The following is an 18965-nucleotide window of genomic DNA, read 5'->3' on the forward strand; positions in this document are numbered from 1 at the left end:
GAACCGCTGACATGGACCGCCCCCAGCCCCCCGCCCTGCGCCAGCGCATCGGCCGCCACGTGCTGCTGTCGCTGGTGCTCATCTGGGGACTGGGCAGCGCCGTGGTGCTGGGCGTAGGCAACCACTTTGTGGCCCAGGCGTTTGACCGCGCCCTGCTGGACGATGCCCACGCCCTGGCGGCCCACGTGCGCGGCGGGGAAGCGGCCACCACCAGTGGCAGAAGCCGCAACGCCGAGCCATTGCACCTGGACCTGACCCCGCGCGAAGTGGGCCTGCTGCGGTTTGACCAGAGCGAAACTGTTTGGTTTGCCGTGTATGGCCCCGACGGAACCTTGGTAGCGGGTGACAGCCACCTGGCCCCCGGCACCATCGCTGAGCGCGCCTTGCATGCGTTTTCCAACCTGGACTACGAAGGGCGCGAACTGCGCCGCGTGAGCCTGCGCATCGACGGGCAACCGCCCTTTACCATCGTCATGGCGCAAACCACGGCCGAGCGCACGCAGTTGCTGCGCCGGCTGCTGGTGTATTCCGGCCTGGCCCAGTTGTGGCTGCTGGTGGCCCTGGGCTCGTGGTTGCTGCGTGGCATAGAACGCGACCTGCGGCCGCTGACAGACCTGCAAGACGCCGTAGACCACCGCGACGCCGCCGATCTGCAACCCCTGCCCCCATCGCTCACCCACGAAGCCGCCACGCGCGATGTGCAGCGCCTGGGCGAAGCGCTGGACGGCCTGCTCGCCCGCGTGCAGCAAGGCCTGCGCGCCCAGCGCGAGTTTGCGGGCAACGTGGCGCACGAGTTGCGCACGCCCCTGGCGGGCATCCGCGCCCAGGCTGCCCATGCCTTGGCCAGCAACGACCCCGCCGTGTGGCGCAGCGAACTGCAAGGCATTGCCCAGGCCGAGCTGCGCGCCAGCCGCACCGTAGACCAGTTGCTCGCCCTGGCGCGTGCGGCCGAAAGCGGCATTGCGCTGACGCTGGAGACCATTGCGCTGGAAGCCCTGGTGCGCGACGTACTGCTGCGCTTTCTGCCCCGCGCCGACGCATTGGGCGTGGACCTGGGCGCTGAAGGCATTGATGCTCCGGTGCCCGTGCGCGGCAACACCGCGCTCATCGAAGGCATCCTGAACAACCTGCTGGACAACACACTGCGTTATGGGCGCGGCCAGCCACCGCGCATCACCGTGGTGCTACACATGGGCTCCACGCCCGGCTTTGCCGAACTGCGCGTGACCGACAACGGCCCCGGCTTGGAAGACACAGCCTTGGCCCTTCAACTGCAGCAGCGCTGGGCCCAGGGCGACCAGGGCCTGCGCCTGGGACAGGGCGCGGGGCTGGGCCTCTCCATCGTGGCGCGCTATGCGCAACTGATGGGCGGGCGGCTGGAACTGGCCGCAGCCCCCGGCACCGGCCTGTCCGCCAGCGTGTGGCTCCCGTTGGCCAATGCCAGCAACCCCTCTACGCAGGCCTTGCCAACCAACGTCGCCACATGACCTCGGAGCCCTCACCCACCCCATCGCCCGCACTGACGGAAGCAGAACAGGCTGCCTTCATGCAGTCCATTGCCCGTGTGCGCAGCGCCGCAGCGCGGGCACTGCAGGCCGCCCGTTCCACGGCCCTGCAGCGCGCGGCAGCTACAGGCGCTGAAGCCCATGAGACCATCGAGGCAGCTGCTCAGGCTGCAGTGGGCTTCATCACACAGTTGCACCGCGGATTGGACACGGTGGCCGACCACGCCCGCACCACCGGCCCCCAGCCAGCCTGCCAGGCAGGATGCGCCCACTGCTGCCACCTGCGGGTCGAAGCCACCGAGCCCGAGGTCTTTCACATCGCGCAGTACCTGTGTGCTCAGCCCCCGGTGGCGCTGGCCGACACCATCAGCGCCCTGCAGCGGCATGCAGCCACCGCCGCGCTGAACCCGGCAAGCCCCTCACGCCAGGCCTGCAGCTTTCTGGTGGACGACCGCTGCAGCATCTATCCCGTGCGCCCCGCCGCCTGCCGCAAGGCGCATTCGCTGTCGGCCACGCACTGCGCGGACCAGTCCACCACCATCCCGCAAAACCTGCGCCTGCTGGTCGATGCCGAAGCCCTGATGGCAGGCACGGCATTGGCCTACCGCGACCAGCCCTTGCCCGCCAGCGCCCACGAGCTGAACGCTGCCGTGCTGGCGGCCCTTGCCGACCCCACGGCCCTGCACCGCTGGCACCAGGGTGACCCGGAGGCTTTGGGGCAGGATCCGCACGCACCCAGCACCCAGCCGCACTCTTGACCTCAATCAAGCCCTCCCCTGCCCACCGGCCCACAATGCCGTCCATGAGGTCTTTGCACAACACACTCGCCGCGCACCGCCGCGCATTGGCCCGCCGTTCGCCTGCACCCCATGCACGGGTTATCGCAGCCCCCTTGCTGCTCACCCTGCCACTGTGGCTGCTGGCAGGCTGCAGCAAGCCAGAGCCCACAGGCCCCGCCCAGACATCGTTTGCCACGCTGGCCACCGCCTGCACCCAGTTCCTCGCCACCCGCCAGCCCCACGTGCGCCCCAGTGGCCCCGGTGAATGGACGCTGACGGGCTACAGCCCTGCCCTAGTCCAGCCCGAAGTCACCCACACGGAATCGCCCGTGACGCCGTATGTGGGCAAACTCGTCATCAAGGACAACGAGGCCCAGGCCCACGCGCCCACCGAAGCGGCTGCCCAGGCCATCACGCTCACGCCCGCGCACCTGCTCTCCAACCGCACCCACACCTTCATCTACAGCTTTGACGGCCAACAGTGGCACTGGCAAAACGGCCAGCGGCTGACCAAGATGCCGGGGCAGAACGACCGGCTGGAGGCAGTGACGCTGGCCGAGGTGTCTGCAGCGGGGCCCAAGGGGTTTGCAGGGTGCGTGCCGCGCTGAGCCAGACTTTTTGCGGTGAAACAAGTGGCACCACCGGGTGGCAACAACAGGTGACACCAGCAGCAAGCCAAACAGGCTCCCCGTAACGCGGGGCAATGCAGAACCGTCCCGGTGGCCGGAATACATGTGCCCCGTGCTGCACGCACTACCTGCAGAGGAAATTGGACGCAGTCCAGGCGCATGCCTGGGCTGCGCCAGCCCGCTCAGCGCGCCAACGCCTCCTTCGTGTTGCCTGGGCTGCCCGTGCCACCGCCGTGGCGCTTGACCAGCCCAATCAGAATGTGGATGCCCACCGCAAACGCCACCAGCACTATGGCGCCCACGCCCCACAGCGCCCAGGCCAGGAAGGTGACGCCACCTGCCAGAGCAGGCATGGCGTCGAGTGAAGCTTGCACCATGGGGCCCAGTGACGAAAGGACTGCCTCCCACTGGTCCATCAACTGAGGGGGTATCCAGGCTTTGAGCCAGCCCGGCACCAGGACGGCGTCTGTCACCGCGCTGCCGCCTGCCAGTGCGCCCGCATTGGACACCACCCAGACCGTCACCGCATGCGCCCCCCAACAGGCCACAGACCAGAGGGCAAGCAGAGCCAATGAAAGAAACCAGTTGATTGCGTAGAACATGTGAAAGCTTCCTCTGTATTGAAATTGGCAAGCGGTGAGTATGGGCAAACCCGCGCGACATAGACACCAGACCCAGCCGCACCTAGCATTCGGTTTTTTCGAACCTGAGCCTGCCTATGCTGAACTACCGCCACCTTTACTACTTCTGGATGGTTGCCAAGGAAGGAGGCTTTGCCAGGGCTGCAGACCGGCTGGAGATGGCGGTGCAGACCATCAGCGCCCAGGTGCGTGATCTGGAAAAGGCGCTGGGCCACCAGCTCCTCAAGCCCTCTGGACGCGGTGTGGCGCTGACCGAAGCGGGGCAAGCTGCATTCACCCGTGCCGAAGAGATTTTTCAACTGGGCCAGTACATCGAAGAAGAGGTGCGTGAGGCCGCGACTGCCCGCGTTGCCCGGTTGTCGGTGGGGCTGTCAGATGGCATCTCCAAACTCGCAGCGCATGCACTTCTGGAGCCCGTGCTGGCCACACCCCACCTGCGGCTGGTATGCCATGAGGGAGCGTCGGACGAGTTGCTTTCTGAGTTGGCCCTGCACCAGCTGGATGTGGTTCTGGCCGGGCAAGCAGCGCCGCGCCCCCCCCACCAGCGCCTGACCAGCGAGCGCATCGCCCGGTCTGCACTGCAGTGGTATGGCCCGGCGTCACTCGTGAAAAAGCAGGCAAGAGACCGATTCCCACATTCGCTGCAAGACCTGCCCGTGCTGTTGCCCACCCACCATGCACCACTGCGCGCCACCCTGGATGCATGGTTTCAAGACCTGGGCGTGCAGCCCCGGGTGGTGGGGGAGTTTGAAGACAGCGCCTTGCTGGCCGTGTTTGCAGCGCGGGGGCTGGGGGTGTTTCCGGTGAGCCGGTTGGGTGCGCAGGACGTGGGGCTGGTGCGCGGGCTGCGCCTGCTGGGTGAATGCCCACAGCTTTTTGAAGAAGTGCATGCCATCTGGTCCCGCAGAGGACAGCACCACCCGCTGGTTCGGCAACTGGTCGATGCTTCCAAGGGTTAGGGCGAAGCATGCAAAACGGCGCACGGCCCCGCTGCAGCCGCAACGGCCCGCGCAACCACACACGACACAACGCTCCGTCAGGCTGCCATGGCGAGCCACCTGCTGTTCCGCGCCGCAGGCGCCACGTCCATATGCCATTGCTGGCGCACCGCGTTCATCAGCAACCACTCAGCAGGGGCCAGGTGGTGGTCTGCAGCGGCTGCTTTTTCGGCAAACTCCAGTGCCTTGCGCCGCAGCGCAGAGTCATCCACTTCAGCCAAGAGCAAGGCCAACGTGGGTCCACCGATACTGGCTGTCAAAACCCGCTGCTCATGCGCGCCCATCCACAGGTCCTCGCACAGACCATGCAAAACCTTGGCGAAGTCACCCTGCGGCAAGCCCAATTCTTGCTCCATATGCAGTCCGTGCAATGCCTCCAGTTCGGACCGGCTCACATGACCGTCCGACACCAACAGCAAGGCGATGATTCGGGCGACAGCTTCGGGGCTGTTGCGGGGATAGGTTCGCATCTCTACTCTCCTTGAAACGGAGATGATTCAACGACACGGGTGACAAGCAAGCGACGGTGCGCCCACGGCGCCACCTCAGCGGCGATAACGAGAGCGTGGCTGCCAACCGTCGCGGTACTGGGCTTGTACCCGCAGCGGCACCTTGACCGGCCCGCGCCGCAGCGCGGGGGATGGCACCACAGAAAAGCGAGAAATCCAGCGCTCAAGGCGATGGCGCAGGGAGTGGATGAGCGACGAAATTTCTGACCAGAGTTTCATGAATGGCTCCTTTGAAGTGGAAGATTCCAAACGGGGAAGAGCCTCGAATGTGGGGCCTCTACCCGCTGGCAAGAAGCAGGTTTTCTCTGATCAGTGAATCTAAAAAACAGAAGCTCTATCGGCATGGCCGATTGCCTCCAAGGCACAGGATTTTTGGTCGCCTTGTGCAGAAATTTCCTGCTGGATGGGATCCAGACTGCGGGCTACGGTGTCACCCTCAACTCAGGAGATTGCCCATGCAGATTCTTGTCAGAACCCATCACCCCGAAGCTGCGCAAATGCGTGAGACCGTGGAGCGCCGCGTGCGCTTTGCCTTCAGGCGACTGAATTCGCTGGTGCCCCGTGCAGACATCAAGCTCGACGACATCAACGGCCCCCGGGGTGGCCCAGACAAGCGCTGCCAGATTGCGCTGCGCACTGACGGTGCAGGGGCCGTGGTCGTGTCTGCGGTAGCCAAGGACTGGCGCTCAGCACTCGACGAGGCGCTGACCAGCGCTGCTCGCTACCTTCTGCGTACGTGGCGCCGCAGTTCCACACCCCACAAACAACGCCGCCGCGATGGGGCAGCTGACGCCAAGCGGCAACGCGGCACCGAAGACTTCGCCTGAAAACTGGCCAAGCCCCCGTGGCTCGGCGCAACGCGCAAGCAGCACATGCGTCCGGGCCACGGCTGGCAACAGGCACCTCGCGCGGCCCAGGGTGGTCAGGAAGTTGGCCTTTTTGGCGCCACGCTGAGCATACCCCCGCCCGATCAAGCCTCTTGCTCGGGAGATGCGCCCAAAGATACCGCCTGCTCCACCATCTCCCGCGTGAGGGTGGGCACAAAGCTCTCGATGAAACGGTAGGCATAGCCCCGCAGCCATGCACCGCGACGCAGGCCCAGGCGGGTCAGGTTCACTTCAAACAGATGGCCCGCATCGATCAGGCGCAGGTGGCGGTCGCGGTCTTCATCGACTGCAATGGAGGCCACAATGCCCACGCCCATGTCCAGCTCCACATAGGTCTTGATCACGTCGGCGTCCATGGCGGTGAGCACGATGTCTGGCGCCAGGCCCGCCTGGGCGAAAGCAGTGTCGATATGGGCGCGGCCGGTGTAGCCCAGCTCGTAGGTGATGATGGGGTGCTCTGCCAGCTGCTCCAGCGTGACGGGGCCGGGGTGGGCCAGCAGCGGGTGGCCAGGGGGCACGACGATGCTGTGCGTCCAGCGGTAGCAAGGCAGCGTGACCAGTGCGTCGTAGCTGGCCAGTGCCTCGGTGGCCACGCCAATGTCGGCCTCGCCACTGAGCAGCATCTCGGCCACCTGGCGCGGGGAGCCCTGGTGCAGATGCAGCGACACCTGCGGGAACATGGCGCGGAAGTCGCGCACCACCTGGGGCAGCGCATAACGCGCTTGCGAGTGTGTGGCAGCCACAGACAGGCGACCCTGGGCGCTGTCGCTGAAGTCCTGCCCCGCGCGCTTGAGGTTGTCGGCCTCCAGCAGCAGGCGTTCCACCGTGGGCAGCAGCAACTCACCCGGCGGCGTCAGCCCCGTGAGGCGCTTGCCCGCGCGCACAAAAATCTCCACCCCCAGCTCGTCCTCCAGCTCACGGATCTGGCGGCTGATGCCGGGTTGCGAGGTGTGCAGCATGTGTGCCACCTCGGTCAGGTTGAAGCCGCGCCGTGCGGCTTCGCGCACGGAGCGCAGTTGCTGGAAGTTCATGGTCTGGTACCGAGGTCTTGCACATGCCAATTGCTATTATTTAGATAGCTTAAAAGGCTTACCCATCAGGCGCAAAAGCCCTTTTTTATTCGAATATTTCGCTCTTCAGGTGTGCAACAAGCCTTCACATGCCACGCTCGGCCAGGTCCGGCACATAGCGGTCGGCCTGGATGTCGGGCGACAGGCCGTGGGTGATCACCTCGTCGGTGATGGGCAGGAACTGCGTGTTCCACTGCTTCCACGCCGTGCGCAAGCGCTCAAACACATCGGGGTGCTTGTCGCGAAGGTTGGCGCGCTCCAGCGTGTCGGCTTCCACGTCGAACAGAAACTCGTTGTCGTTGATGCGCAGGTACTTGAAGCGCCCCTCGCGCACAGCGCGCTGGCGCTGCGACTTGTAGCGCCAGAACAGCGTGCGCGGGTGTGCGGGCGCATCGCCCAGCAACACGGGCAGGATGTTCTCGCCGTCTGGCGGGTAGTCAGCCGCAGGTGCCACGCCTGCAGCGGCCAGCAGCGTGGGCAGCCAGTCCATGGTGGCGGTGACTTGGTCGCTCACCTGCGGTGCAATGCGCGCAGGCCAGCGCAGCAGCGTGGGCACACGAATGCCGCCTTCCAGCAGCTCGGTCTTCTGGCCGCTGAAGGGCCAGGTCTTGGAAAAGCGCTCGCCGCCGTTGTCGCTGGTGAACACCACGATGGTGTTGTCGGCCAGGCCTTGTGCGTTCAGGGCATCCAGGACCTGCCCCACGGACCTGTCGAGCGAGCGCACCATGCGCGCATAGGTGGCCAAGTTGCCGCCGTCGTAGTGGAACAGGTCTTTCAGGCCCAGCGATATTTCTTCGTCCTCCGGCCCCACCCACGGCCAGTGCGGCGCGGTGAAGTGCAGCGACAAGAAGAACGGCTTGGCCGCGCTGCGCTCGCCGATCCAGCGCGTGGCCTCGTCGGCCAGCAGCTGCGTGTAATAGCCCACGCGCTCCACAGGCACCTCGCCCTCGTACAGATCACGCGCCACGGCATCGCCCACGCCGGGCTTGTGCGTGAAGTAGTCGATGGCGCCGCCGTAGTTGCCAAAGAAGCGGTCGTAACCGCTCTTGAGCGGGCCGAAATTGGGCAGGCTGCCCAGGTGCCATTTGCCGATCAGCGCCGTGTCATAACCCGCGTCGCGCAGCAGCGATGGCAGCGTAGGGTGCTCGGGCGGCAGGCCGTGCACATGGGCCTTGCGCACCAGCGGTTCCTCCAGCCCGCCACGCAGGCGGTACTGGTAGCGCCCGGTGATCAGCGCAAACCGCGTGGCCGAGCACACGGCCGAGTTGGCATAGGCCTGCGTGAAGCGCACGCCCTCGCCCGCCAGCGCATCCAGGTGCGGCGTGGTGAAGTCGGCCTGGCCGTACACGCTCAGGTCGGCCCAGCCCAGGTCGTCGGCCAGGATGAAGACGATGTTGGGCGCTTGCGCCGTGGTGTTGGTGGCGGCGGTGCTCATGCCGCCCCCTTGGCCTTGCCAGCGGCATCGGTCTCGCGCCACTGCTTGTCGAGCTTGAGGTCCTTGACGGCTTGCTGCACAAAGGTGGGTTGGAACCAGGCTTTCACATCAAAAGGTTGGCGGATCAGCCCCAGCTTGACGCCGTCATCCAGCACACCCTGGTAGCCGGCGATGAACCCCTCGTCGAGCAGCGGCGAGTACCGCGCATTGAGGTTGTCGCCCGCCAATTCTTCGCGGAACGACAGTTCGGGGTTGCCGCTGTTGTCGGCGTACAGCTTGATGAGCGCCTCGCGGTTGCTCTCTTGCGAAGACCAGTGGGCGGCGCGCACCAGCTGGTGCACCAGGCGCTGCGTGAGCTGTGGGTTCTGCGTGGCGAAATCCTCGGTGGCCAGAATGCCGGAGTTGATGGTGTAGTCGGGCCCCCGGCCCTTGGTGCTCAGCGCAATCTGCGCGCCCTGCGCCTTGAGCAGGAACAGGTCCGAGCCGCCAAACGTGGCATCGATCTGCCCGGCCACCACAGCGGCCTTGGACGTGGGCCAGTCCATGTTGATGAGCATCACGTCCTTTGCGGTCAGGCCCGCTGTGGCCAGCAGGTTGTCGAACGTGCGTTGGTAGGCGGTGCCCTTGAGCACCGTTACCTTCTTGCCCTTGAGGTCGGCCACGGTCTTGATGCTCACGCCCGGCGCGGTGGCCAGGTAGCTGTTGCTGCCCCGACCCGTGGCCGCGATGAAGCGGGTGGGCAGGCCGCGCGCACGGCCGATGACGGCCGCCAGGTCGCCCAGCGAGACGACGTCGAGCTGCTTGGCCGACAGCGCCTCGTGCACAGCAGGGCCTGCGCCACGAAAGAAGTTCCACTCGATCTTGATGCCATCCTTGGCAAATTCATCCTCCAGCCACTTGTTGGCTTGCAGCACCGCAAACACGCTGCCGCCGGGCGAGGGCTTGCCGGCCGTGCCCAGGTCGGGAGAGCCAATGCGGATGACCTTGGCGGGCGACTGGGCGCGCAGCACCAGAGGGGCGGCCAATGCGGCAGCGCCAGCCACCAGCAGCGAACGGCGGGTGGAGAAAGCGAGGGTGTTTTGTTGTGTCATGGGAATCTCGGGAATCAGAAAAGGGAGAACAAAAAATCAAACGGCAAACTGCCACTGCGCAGCAGGCGCCAGCTGCTCGCCGCGCTTGAGCGGCGGCTCGGCCAGGTCGGCCGCCGGGTGGCCCGCAAACTCGCGCAGCACGCTGTGCTTGATGGCGGTGAACGCATGCGAGGTGCGCTCGCGCGGATGGGGCAGCCCCACCGGCACGGTGCGGCGGATGCGGCCGGGGCGCGGCTCCATCACCACCACGCGGTCGCCCAGGTACACGGCCTCTTCCACGTCGTGGGTCACCAGAATCATGGTGATGCCCTCTTGCTGCCAGATGCGGTGCAGCTCCTGCTGCAGGTGAGCGCGGGTCATGGCGTCGAGTGCGCCGAAGGGCTCGTCCAGCAGCAGGATGTCGGGCCGGTTGACCAGCGCCCGCGCAATCGCCACGCGCTGCGACATGCCGCCCGAGAGCTGGTGCGGGTAGGCGGTCTCGAACCCCTGCAGCCCCACCAGCGCAATGTGCTCACGCACGGTGGCGCGCTGCTGGCCCTCGGTCAGGCTGGAGTTGAGCAGGCCCAGCGCCACGTTTTTCTCGACCGTGAGCCAGGGGAACAGGCGGTGCTCCTGGAACACGATGCCCCGGTTCAGGCTGGTACCCACAATGCGCTGGCCGTTGAGCAGGATCTCGCCCTGGTAGTCGCCCTCCAGGCCGATCACCAGCCGCAGCAGCGTGGACTTGCCGCAACCGCTGGAGCCCACGATGCTCACGAACTCGCCGGGTTCGATGGTGAGATGGATGTCCTGCAGCACAGGCAGGGCTTCGCCCTTGACCTCGTACTGCTTGTTCAGGCCGCGAATGGCCAGGGTACCGGCGTGTGCCATGGTGTGTTCCTTTTCTAATGACGTTGTTCTCAGCCATAGTCCGCAACTGGCGCGGCCAAGGCCAGTGCCCCCGGGGAGCTGGCTTTGCCAGGCCCCTGGGGGCGTCGCCCTGAGGGGGATGGCGCGCTGCGCCTCAGGGGGCTCAATACCTCGCTACAGTGCGGTCGCGCCAAGCCAGCAGGCGCTTTTCCAGCGCGGCCAGCAGCGCATTCAGTGCGAAGCCCACCAGGCCCACCACCACCACGCCAAACAGCACCAGGTCCATCCAGAAGTGCTCGCGCCCGTCGATGAGCGTGTTGCCAATGCCCTTGCCCGAGGCCAGCAGGTATTCCGCCCCCAGCGTGGCCAGCCAGCTGTAGATGAGCGAGAGCTGGATGCCGGTGAACAGCGAGGGCGCCGCCGCAGGCGCCACCACGCGGACGAGCGTTTGCCACACGCTGAACTCGTACACACGGGCCACCTCCAGGTATTCGCGCGGCATGCTGCGCAGGCCTTCCACCGTGTTGAGCACCACGGGGAAAAACGCCGCCATAGCAATGAAGGCCACCTTGGCGGCATCGCCCAGGCCAAACCACATCGACAGCATCGGAATCCACGCAAACAGCGAGATCTGCTTGAGCGTATGGAAGGTGGGCCCCACCAGCCGCTCGGCCCAGCGCGACCAGCCCAGCAGCGCACCCACCGCCAGCCCGATACTGGAGCCAATGCCAAAGCCCCAGGCCATGCGCCACAGGCTGGCCGACAAGGCCACCCACAGCTCGCCGCTCGTAACCTGGCCCACGCCCCGCTGCCACACGGCCAGCGGCGACACCAGCAGGGGCGAATCGGACGCACCCGAGGCCACCACCGCCCACCACACCGCCAGGATCAGCACGGGCAGCACCCAGCCCCGCAGGCGTGGGGGCACTTTTTGGAACAGGTTGCGTTGCACGTTCACAGAAGACATTCGGATACCCCGCTTCACAGCCCCGGCTTGCGCCAGCGCAGCAGCCACGCCTCGGACACGGCCAGCAGCTTGTCGATCACAAAACCCACGATGCCCACGGCCAGCACGGCTGCCAGCACCACGTCCAGCTGAAAGAGCTGGCGGCCGTAGACGATGAGGAAGCCGATGCCCTCGGACGAAGCCAGCAGCTCCACCACTACCAGCGCCAGCCAGGCATGGGTGAGGCCATAGCGCACGCCATTCCAGATGGGCGCCGTGGCCGCCGGAAACACCACCTTGCGCAGCATTTGCCAGCGGGTAAAGCCATACACACGCGCCACCTCCACCAGCCGGTTGGGCACGTTCTGAATGCCCTGGCAGGTGTTGATGGCCACGGGCACCAGTGCAGCCTTGGCGATCAGCAAAAACTTCAGCTCTTCATCAATGCCCACCACCAGGATCAGCAGCGGCAGCCAGCCGATCACCGGCACCTGGCTGAACGCCTTGAACAGCGGAAACACGTAGTCGCGAAAGGTGGGCGAGAGGCCCATAGCCGCGCCCAGCAGCAGGCCCAGTGACAGGCCAATGCCAAAGCCCGCAAACACGCGGACCATGCTGATGCGCAGGTGGTCCCACAGCTCGCCGCTGACCAGCAGCTCGCCAAATACCTTGAAGACGGCAGCGGGCGGCGGCAGTACCTGCTCGGGCACCCAGCCCCAAACCGCCGAGAGCTGCCACAGCGCCAGCACGGCCAGCGGAAAGGGCCAGGCCCAAAGCGAGCGCCCTGCCCAAGCCCACGAGGCCTTGTTTTTCAAGGTCGCAACGCGGCGCGCATGCACCTCCGGCAGCGGCTCCAACGGGTGCGTGGGGCTGGCAGGCCCAGCCGCGTTCAGTGCGGGTATCGCCATCTTTTGCGTGTCCTTTCGGGTGGAGGAAGTGCTAACGCCCAGGGCTGGGTGGGCAACCTCAATAACAACCAAAAGAAATGTAAAAGACGTTTGTTATAAAAATAAATGGTTAATACTCATATGCAATGACAAAGATGTTTGCGGCATGAGCAGCGGCGCTGACGTTATGAGCGGGGCCAGAAGCAGGCACAAAAAAACCCGCCGGGCACAGGGTGCCGGCGGGTTGCAAAGGGCGGCTTTCGCCGGCCCGTCCCCCTACCTACCAATCGTTATCTACGGCGGCTGGCCTGCGCTCAGAGTGCGGCGGCCACTTCTCCATTGCGGCCATACACCGGCCAGTAGCCTTCCAGCTTCAGCTCCTTGAGCGCCGCGTCCAGGTAGCGGCGGTCAAACCAGCTGTCGATCTCAGGCTTCTTGCGGATCAGCCTGAGCTTGTGGGCCTCGTCGGCCGCGTCCTTGTAGCGCGCGACCAGAAACGGGTCGAGCAGTGGCGACAGGCGCACACGCAGCGGCTGGCCGATGAAGTCTTCGCGCCACACCTTCTCGGGGTACTCGGCCTTGCCCCACTGTGCAAACAGTTCGGCACGGCGGTCTTCGTCGGAGTACTTGTGGGCGTAGCGCACCACGGTCTTCACCACGCGGTGCACCACCTGGGGGTGGCGGGCGGCAAAGTCATCGGCGACAAGCAACGCTGTCTGGCGGGTGTATTTGTAGGAGTCTTCCGCTGCCGACCACACCACCTTGGCCAGGCCCTGGTCGCGCAGCTTGAACAAGCCCACGTAGCCAAACGCGGCATCGATGTCCTTGCTGACCAATGCGGCGTCGGCACTGGGCAGGTCCAGGTTCACCAGCTTCACGTCGCGCTCGCTCAGCCCCTTGTCGGCCAGCGCGCGCACGGCGGCCAGGTGCAGGTTGGTGCCCTTGAACACCGCCACCTTGCGGCCCTTGAGGTCTTCCAGGCGGCGGATGCTGGAATCCGGCGGCACCGCCAGGTAAAGCCCGCCGCGCACACCGCTGCCCAGGATGATCCTGGTCTTCACATCGCTGGCCCGGTGCACGATGGAAGGCAAATCGCCCTGCCACGCAAAGTCGAGTTGCTTGTTGACCAGCGCCTCGTTCACGGCGGGGCCTGCGCCCTTGAAGAAGGTCCACTGCACCTTCACGCCGTCTTTCTTGAACTCCTCTTCCAGCGCGCCGTCGGTGTAGGCCAGCGCGGCCGAGGTGCCGCCATGGCGCACCGGATCGCTGCCCACGCCACCGGTGGCAATGCCGATGCGGATCACCTTCAGCGGCTCCGGCGTCTGCGCGGCTGCGCCGCCCATCGACAGGCCCCAAACCATTGCCGCGCCCGCTGCCGCTGCGGCCCTGCGCAGTGCGGTACTCCATCGCGTTTTTTTCATGTGTTGACCTTTCGTGCCTGTTGCCATGAATCGACAACGACTCTAGGCAAGCCCGCTGCAGCAGCCAACGACCAAAAACAGATATGCAAATTTGGGCACACCAGGCATCCAGCGCGCCGCCACAGGGCGCGGTTTTCCGACTATGCATATGCGAACTGCTTCGTTGATGCGCCGCACATGCACTGTCCCAATGGCATGGCCGTTCTCTTTCCACCACCCTCGTTTCAGAAAGCAGCACCATGTCCAACCTCAACGATTTGCACCCCACCTTCACCCGCTTTGCGGTCGAGCCCTACACACCCACCATCGGCGCCGTCATCCACGACCTGGACCTGCGCCAGCCGCTGGATGCCGCCACCCAGGCCGAGCTGCGCCAGGCTCTGGCCATGCACGAAGTGCTGTTCCTCCGCGACCAGCACATCACGCCGCAGCAGCAGGTGGACTTCACCCGCAGCTTTGGCAACGTGGCCGAAGTCAAGGCGTTCTTCCCCCGGCTGGAGAGCCACCCCGAGATCGAGATCGTGGAAAGCACCGCCGAGCGCCCCAAGGCGTCGAGCAACTGGCATGCCGACATCACCTGGCGCGAGCAGCCACCGCTGGGCACCAGCCTGTATGCGCAGGTGATTCCCGCCAGCGGCGGCGACACACTGTGGGCCAGCCTCACGGCCGCCTACGCCAGCCTGCCGCCCGCCTTCCAGGCTTACCTGGAGACGCTGACAGCCGTGCACACCTGGGAGATCAGCGGCTGGACGGAGTACCTGCTGCGCAAGGACGCGAGTGGCGACGAGCTGAAGGCCGCCCGCGCCAAGTACCCGCCGGTGGAACACCCGGTGGTGCGTGTGCATCCGGTCACGGGCAAGAAGGTGCTGTATGTGAACTCCACCTTCACCAGCCACATCAAGGGCCTGTCGCGCGTGGAGAGCGATGCCCTGCTGACCCAGCTGTTTGCCCTGCCCCAGGTACCCGAGTTCCAGGCCCGCCTGCGCTGGGCGCCGGGCACGCTGGCCGTGTGGGACAACCGCTCCACCCAGCATTACGCAGTGGGCGACTTCTTCCCGCAGCACCGCAAGCTGCATCGCATCACAGTGACTGACTAGCCCCCCTGAGTCGCCTTCGGCGCCATCCCCCGAGGGGGACGCACCCCCTGGCCCGGCAAAGCCGGTTCCACGGGTGCGCTGGCCTGGGCCGCGCCGGTTTCGCAGGCCGCGCGCTTGATTTAAACCATCGACATTCTTATGACCCAATCTGAAACCCCACGCAAACTGCGCCTCGGCGCCTTCATCATGGCCACGGGGCACCATGTCGCCGCCTGGCGCCACCCCGGCTCGCAGGTCGATTCGGGAGTGAATATCGACCACTACATCGAGGTCGCACAAACGGCAGAGCGCGGCCTGTTCGACCAAGTGTTTGTGGCCGACAGCCCGGGCGTGTGGCACAAGGGCGACCGCGAGTCCTTCAGCCGCCAGGGGCGCATCTCGCACTTCGAGCCCGTCACGCTGTGGGCGGCGCTCTCGGCCGTCACCAAACACATCGGCTTTGTGGCCACGGCATCCACCACCTACGAAGACCCCTACCTGCTGGCACGCAAGTTCGCCTCGCTCGACCACATCAGCAAGGGCCGCGCCGCCTGGAACGTGGTGACCACCAGCGCCGAGAACGTGCATGGCAACTTTGGCCTGGACACCCACCCCGACCCCGCCGTGCGGTATGAGCGCGCCCACGAGTTTGTGGACGTGGTCAAGGGCCTGTGGGACAGCTTTGACGACGATGCCCTGGTGCGCGACCAGGCGAGTGGCATCTACTTCGACCCCGACAAGCTGCACGCGCTGAACCACGTGGGCAAACACCTCAAGGTGCAGGGTCCGCTCAACATCGAGCGCTCGGTGCAGGGCCACCCGGTCATCGTGCAGGCGGGCTCTTCCGAAGACGGCAAGGAGCTGGCCGCTGCCACGGCCGAGGCCATCTTCACCGCCTGGACCAGCCTGGCCGAGGCCCAGGCGTTCTACAAGGACGTGAAAGGCCGCATGGTCAAGTACGGCCGCCACCCCGACGAGCTGCTGGTGCTGCCCGGCATCTCCCCGGTGATCGGCCGCACCGAGGAAGAAGCCCAGGCCAAGTGGGCCGAGCTGCAGGCGCTGATCCACCCCAGCGTGGGCCTGGCTACGCTGGCGCCCTTCTGGCCCGGCGAAGACCTGGCCCAGTGGAGTCTGGACGCGCCGCCGCCCTACATTCCCGAGCCGCCCAAGGGCATCAACAGCCGCGCCCACGTGGTGCTGCAGCTGGCCCGGCGCGAGAAGTACACCGTGCGCCAGCTGTACGAATACCTGGCCGGCGCGCGCGGCCACTGGGTGGTGGTGGGCACACCCCAGGCCATTGCGGACCGCATGCAGGAATGGTTTGAGAACGGCGCGGCCGATGGCTTCAACGTGATGCCGCCCGTGCTGCCCCAGTCGCTCAACGAGTTTGTGGACCTGGTCGTGCCGGAGCTGCAACGGCGCGGCCTGTTCCGCACCGCATACGAAGGCAACACCCTGCGCGAGAACCTGGGCCTGGCGCGCCCCGCCAGCCGGTACGCCACGCCACTGGCCAAGGCGGCGTGACGCCTGGGGCCTGACCGGTCAGCGCGATGAACTGGCCGGTCGTGCTCTGCCACCGCCCCCTTGCCCATGTGCTGCCTTTTCAGGCAGACTGTGGCAGGTAGCTGGGCCGCGTGGCCGTCATCGCGAGCTTGACGTGCTGCGTGAGTTCATCGGCCAGCACCTCGTCCGCACCTGCTTCCAGACCATCCAGCGCACGCCGCACGATCTGAACCGGGCTGGTCTTGGGTACATCGAAGCCGCGCGTGAGGTCGGTGTCCACATACGCCATGTGCAGCCCGAGGACCTGCGTTTTTTGCGCTGCCAGCTCGTGGCGCAGTGCATTGGTGAGCGACCAGGCGGCTGATTTGCTGGCCGAGTACGCCGCCAGCTCGCCGCCATTCACCCACGATGCCACCGACAGCACGTTGAGCAGCGCCCCGCCCCCGTTGGCCTGCAGCACAGGCGCAAAGGCCTTGCTGACGCGCAGCACGCCAAAGACATTGGTCTCAAAAATGCGGCGCATGACCTCCTCGCTGTCGGCCGCCATGAAGCCGCCAGGCTGGGCGATGCCCGCGTTGTTGATGACCAAGGTCACATCGGATGCCAGCGCAGCAGCCGCCGCGACGTCTTCGGGGTTGTTGACGTCCAGACGCAAGGCCTGCGCGCCGGGTTGCGGGGCGATGGTGGATGGGTCACGCGCAGCGGCGTAGACCTTGCGCGCACCGCGTGCGAGCAGCTCGCGGACAAAAGCCAGGCCAATGCCGCGATTGGCACCGGTGACGAGGACAACAGCGTTTTCGATCTTCATGGGAATCTCCAGGGTGGGTTGGGAATGAATGTGCAAATGGGATGTACAAGGGATGGATGCGCAGCCAGCGAACAGCTCAGCGCACCTTGACCACGACCTTGCCCTTGGCGCGGCCGGTTTCCACGTAGGCGATGGCTTCGTTGGTGGCGTCAAAGGCAAACACCTTGTCAATCACCGGGCGGATGGCCCCGGCGTCGATCAGGCGTGTGATCTCTTGCAGCTGGCGGCCCTCTGCCCGCATGAACAGGAACCCGTAGCCAATGCCCAGCGCCCGAGCGCGGCGCCGGGTGCCTGCGCTCAACAGGCGGAACACCATCCGCACAAAGCCGGGGGCGCGAATGGCTTCGCCAAATGTGGGGTCTGGCGGGCCCGAGACAGAGACGAGTTGGCCGCCGCGCTGGAGCACGCGCAGGGACTTGGCCAGCGCCTTGCTGTCCTGGCTGTGCAGCACCACGTCGTAGTCGCGCAGCACCGCTTCAAAGTCCTGCTGGCGGTAGTCGATGACCACATCGGCGCCCAAGCTGTGGACCAGTGCGGCGTTGCCTGCGCTGGCGGTGGTGGCCACGGTGGCACCCAGGTGCTTGGCCAGCTGGATGGCGATGCTGCCCAGCCCGCCCGAGCCCGCCTGGATGAAGACCTTCTGCCCTTTTTTCACCTGGGCCTTCTCGACCAGAGCCTGCCAGGCCGTCAGGGCCACCAGCGGGATCGACGCCGCCTCTTCCATGGTCAGGCTGCGGGGCTTGAGGGCCAGCGAAGACTCCTTGACGGCGATGAGTTCCGCAAAGGTGCCAATGTGAAAGTCGTCCGCCCGAGCATAGACCTCGTCGCCGGGCTGGAACTGCCGCACGCGCGGCCCCACACGCACCACAACGCCCGCCACGTCGTGCCCCAGGATGAGCGGCATCTTGTAGGGCAGGATGAGCTTGAACTCGCCGTCCCGGATCTTGGCGTCGAGCGGATTGACGCCCGCTGCATGCACCTCCACCAGCACCTCGTCGTCGCGCAAAGAGGGCGCAGGAACGTCGGCGGGCCTGAGCGCGCCCTTCTTGGCGTATCGATCCAGAACAAAGGCTTTCATGGGGCTTCCTTTGTGGCGGGAGCCTGAAGGGACACCAGTGGGCTGTATGGGCTTAATTCACAATTTCGCATGATAAACATCATATATAAATCCAAAAAAAACGCGCCATTGCGCGGAGATCACGATCCAAAAGAGCGCCTGGTGAGTGGGTTTGCGTCAGGCCGTTGGTGCAGGCAACAGGTGCTTGAGCGCGGCCTCGCGCAGGCTGTCGGACAGCGCAGCATCGTCCACCGCCCGGGCAAGCACCAGGGCGCCCACCATAGTGGACAGGGTGACGAGCGCCTGCTCATGGATCTCTGGCTGGCCCCACTGCGGCGACTGACGCGCAATCAGGTCCACCATCTCCTTGATGTGCCGGGTGGAGACGCGACGCACTTCGGGCGACTGGCGCGAGGTTTCAGAGCCCAGCGCGGCCAGAGGGCAACCGGTTTCTACGCTTTCGACATGCTGGCGCGAGAGATAGGCCTTGAGCACGGTGGCCATCGCCTGCGAGGCGGGCTCCCCCGCTACAGCGCCGGCCACGGTGGCCACAGACTGGGCACAGGCCTGCGTGGCCGCTTCGGCCAGCATGGCCTCGCGCGATTCGAAGTGCGCATAGAAGCCGCCATGCGTGAGGCCCGCCTCCTTCATGATGTCTGCCACCCCGGTGCCGTGGTAGCCGTTGCGACGGATCGCCCGCGCGGCCACCGACACGATGCGCTCGTGGGTCGCCTCCTTGGCAGCGGCTCGGGCACTGGGTTGTTTATTTCGCATGACACATATCATACGTTTTATCAGACACACCTGCAAGCGGGCCCTCTTGCAGGTGATCCCTGCCAGCCCCGTGCCTGGTCAGCACCAAAAACTCAGGCCT

General features: G+C 65.8%; 20 protein-coding genes. 7 read left to right on the forward strand and 13 right to left on the reverse strand.

The features are described 5' to 3' along the window. Nucleotides 1-11 precede the first annotated feature (11 nt). Genes AvAM_RS16275 through AvAM_RS16285 form a run of 3 tightly spaced genes read left to right on the forward strand, consistent with a single transcriptional unit; the run spans nucleotide 12 to nucleotide 2892 of the window. Nucleotides 12-1487: a sensor histidine kinase gene (locus AvAM_RS16275; RefSeq protein ID WP_137748017.1), complete on the forward strand. Its 1476-nt coding sequence runs from the start codon at nucleotides 12-14 to the stop codon at nucleotides 1485-1487. After that, nucleotides 1484-2263 (forward strand): YkgJ family cysteine cluster protein, encoded by a 780-nt coding sequence (locus AvAM_RS16280; RefSeq protein WP_137748018.1) that lies wholly within the window; start codon nucleotides 1484-1486, stop codon nucleotides 2261-2263. Before AvAM_RS16275 ends, AvAM_RS16280 begins: the two co-directional genes overlap by 4 nt. Nucleotides 2264-2307: 44 nt before the next feature. Then, nucleotides 2308-2892: a hypothetical protein gene (locus AvAM_RS16285; RefSeq protein ID WP_249368174.1), complete on the forward strand. Its 585-nt coding sequence runs from the start codon at nucleotides 2308-2310 to the stop codon at nucleotides 2890-2892. 203 nt (nucleotides 2893-3095) lie between these two features. On the opposite strand, the gene AvAM_RS16290 is transcribed toward AvAM_RS16285, so the two are convergent. Continuing rightward, nucleotides 3096-3515 (reverse strand): hypothetical protein, encoded by a 420-nt coding sequence (locus tag AvAM_RS16290; RefSeq protein ID WP_137748019.1) that lies wholly within the window; start codon nucleotides 3513-3515, stop codon nucleotides 3096-3098. A gap of 116 nt (nucleotides 3516-3631) precedes the next feature. On the opposite strand from AvAM_RS16290, the gene AvAM_RS16295 reads away from it, so the two are divergent. Beyond that, a complete protein-coding gene (locus AvAM_RS16295) occupies nucleotides 3632-4513 on the forward strand; it encodes a LysR substrate-binding domain-containing protein (RefSeq protein ID WP_137748020.1) in 882 nt (293 codons plus the stop codon). Between the two features lie 77 nt (nucleotides 4514-4590). Here the strand turns inward: AvAM_RS16295 and AvAM_RS16300 are convergent, their stop codons facing one another. Both AvAM_RS16300 and AvAM_RS16305 read right to left on the reverse strand, forming a co-directional pair. Then, nucleotides 4591-5022, reverse strand: coding sequence for a TerB family tellurite resistance protein (locus tag AvAM_RS16300; protein WP_137748021.1), 432 nt, complete (start codon nucleotides 5020-5022; stop codon nucleotides 4591-4593). A 75-nt stretch (nucleotides 5023-5097) separates the two neighbouring features. After that, nucleotides 5098-5280 (reverse strand): hypothetical protein, encoded by a 183-nt coding sequence (locus tag AvAM_RS16305; RefSeq protein WP_137748022.1) that lies wholly within the window; start codon nucleotides 5278-5280, stop codon nucleotides 5098-5100. A gap of 236 nt (nucleotides 5281-5516) precedes the next feature. Between AvAM_RS16305 and AvAM_RS16310 the strand changes: the two genes are divergently transcribed. Next, the gene (locus tag AvAM_RS16310; protein ID WP_137748023.1) at nucleotides 5517-5888 is read left to right on the forward strand and encodes an HPF/RaiA family ribosome-associated protein; all 372 of its coding nucleotides are present in this window, start codon (nucleotides 5517-5519) and stop codon (nucleotides 5886-5888) included. 143 nt (nucleotides 5889-6031) lie between these two features. Here the strand turns inward: AvAM_RS16310 and AvAM_RS16315 are convergent, their stop codons facing one another. From AvAM_RS16315 to AvAM_RS16345, 7 genes are all read right to left on the reverse strand, one after another. Next, entirely contained in the window at nucleotides 6032-6979 is a 948-nt protein-coding gene (locus AvAM_RS16315) for a CysB family HTH-type transcriptional regulator (RefSeq protein WP_137748024.1), read from the reverse strand. A gap of 124 nt (nucleotides 6980-7103) precedes the next feature. Further along, nucleotides 7104-8453, reverse strand: coding sequence for a sulfatase (locus AvAM_RS16320; protein WP_137748025.1), 1350 nt, complete (start codon nucleotides 8451-8453; stop codon nucleotides 7104-7106). After that, nucleotides 8450-9544, reverse strand: a complete 1095-nt coding sequence (locus AvAM_RS16325; RefSeq protein WP_137748026.1) for an ABC transporter substrate-binding protein — start codon at nucleotides 9542-9544, stop codon at nucleotides 8450-8452. The genes AvAM_RS16320 and AvAM_RS16325 overlap by 4 nt, the downstream gene beginning before the upstream one ends. Before the next feature lie 36 nt (nucleotides 9545-9580). Next, complete coding sequence (locus tag AvAM_RS16330; RefSeq protein WP_137748027.1) at nucleotides 9581-10414, reverse strand: ABC transporter ATP-binding protein; 834 nt, start codon at nucleotides 10412-10414, stop codon at nucleotides 9581-9583. A gap of 142 nt (nucleotides 10415-10556) precedes the next feature. Then, the gene (locus AvAM_RS16335; protein WP_137748028.1) at nucleotides 10557-11360 is read right to left on the reverse strand and encodes an ABC transporter permease; all 804 of its coding nucleotides are present in this window, start codon (nucleotides 11358-11360) and stop codon (nucleotides 10557-10559) included. 14 nt (nucleotides 11361-11374) lie between these two features. Then, nucleotides 11375-12247: an ABC transporter permease gene (locus tag AvAM_RS16340; RefSeq protein WP_137748029.1), complete on the reverse strand. Its 873-nt coding sequence runs from the start codon at nucleotides 12245-12247 to the stop codon at nucleotides 11375-11377. A gap of 293 nt (nucleotides 12248-12540) precedes the next feature. Continuing rightward, nucleotides 12541-13587 carry an ABC transporter substrate-binding protein gene (locus AvAM_RS16345; protein WP_171012281.1) on the reverse strand — a complete coding sequence of 349 codons (1047 nt, stop codon included), beginning with the start codon at nucleotides 13585-13587 and terminating at the stop codon, nucleotides 12541-12543. Between the two features lie 299 nt (nucleotides 13588-13886). Between AvAM_RS16345 and AvAM_RS16350 the strand changes: the two genes are divergently transcribed. Continuing rightward, a complete protein-coding gene (locus AvAM_RS16350; protein ID WP_137748031.1) occupies nucleotides 13887-14744 on the forward strand; it encodes a TauD/TfdA family dioxygenase in 858 nt (285 codons plus the stop codon). Nucleotides 14745-14882: 138 nt separating this feature from the next. Then, nucleotides 14883-16247, forward strand: coding sequence for an LLM class flavin-dependent oxidoreductase (locus tag AvAM_RS16355; RefSeq protein ID WP_137748032.1), 1365 nt, complete (start codon nucleotides 14883-14885; stop codon nucleotides 16245-16247). 79 nt (nucleotides 16248-16326) lie between these two features. Here AvAM_RS16355 and AvAM_RS16360 read toward each other — a convergent pair whose 3' ends face one another. The 3 genes from AvAM_RS16360 to AvAM_RS16370 form a co-directional block, all read right to left on the reverse strand. Next, a complete protein-coding gene (locus AvAM_RS16360) occupies nucleotides 16327-17034 on the reverse strand; it encodes an SDR family oxidoreductase (protein ID WP_137748033.1) in 708 nt (235 codons plus the stop codon). 76 nt (nucleotides 17035-17110) lie between these two features. Further along, nucleotides 17111-18112: an NADP-dependent oxidoreductase gene (locus AvAM_RS16365; RefSeq protein WP_137748034.1), complete on the reverse strand. Its 1002-nt coding sequence runs from the start codon at nucleotides 18110-18112 to the stop codon at nucleotides 17111-17113. A 156-nt stretch (nucleotides 18113-18268) separates the two neighbouring features. Continuing rightward, nucleotides 18269-18877 (reverse strand): TetR/AcrR family transcriptional regulator, encoded by a 609-nt coding sequence (locus AvAM_RS16370; protein ID WP_137748035.1) that lies wholly within the window; start codon nucleotides 18875-18877, stop codon nucleotides 18269-18271. Nucleotides 18878-18965: the final 88 nt, after the last annotated feature.

Source organism: Acidovorax sp. NB1, from assembly GCF_005405905.1.
Classification (GTDB): Bacteria; Pseudomonadota; Gammaproteobacteria; order Burkholderiales; family Burkholderiaceae_C; genus Acidovorax.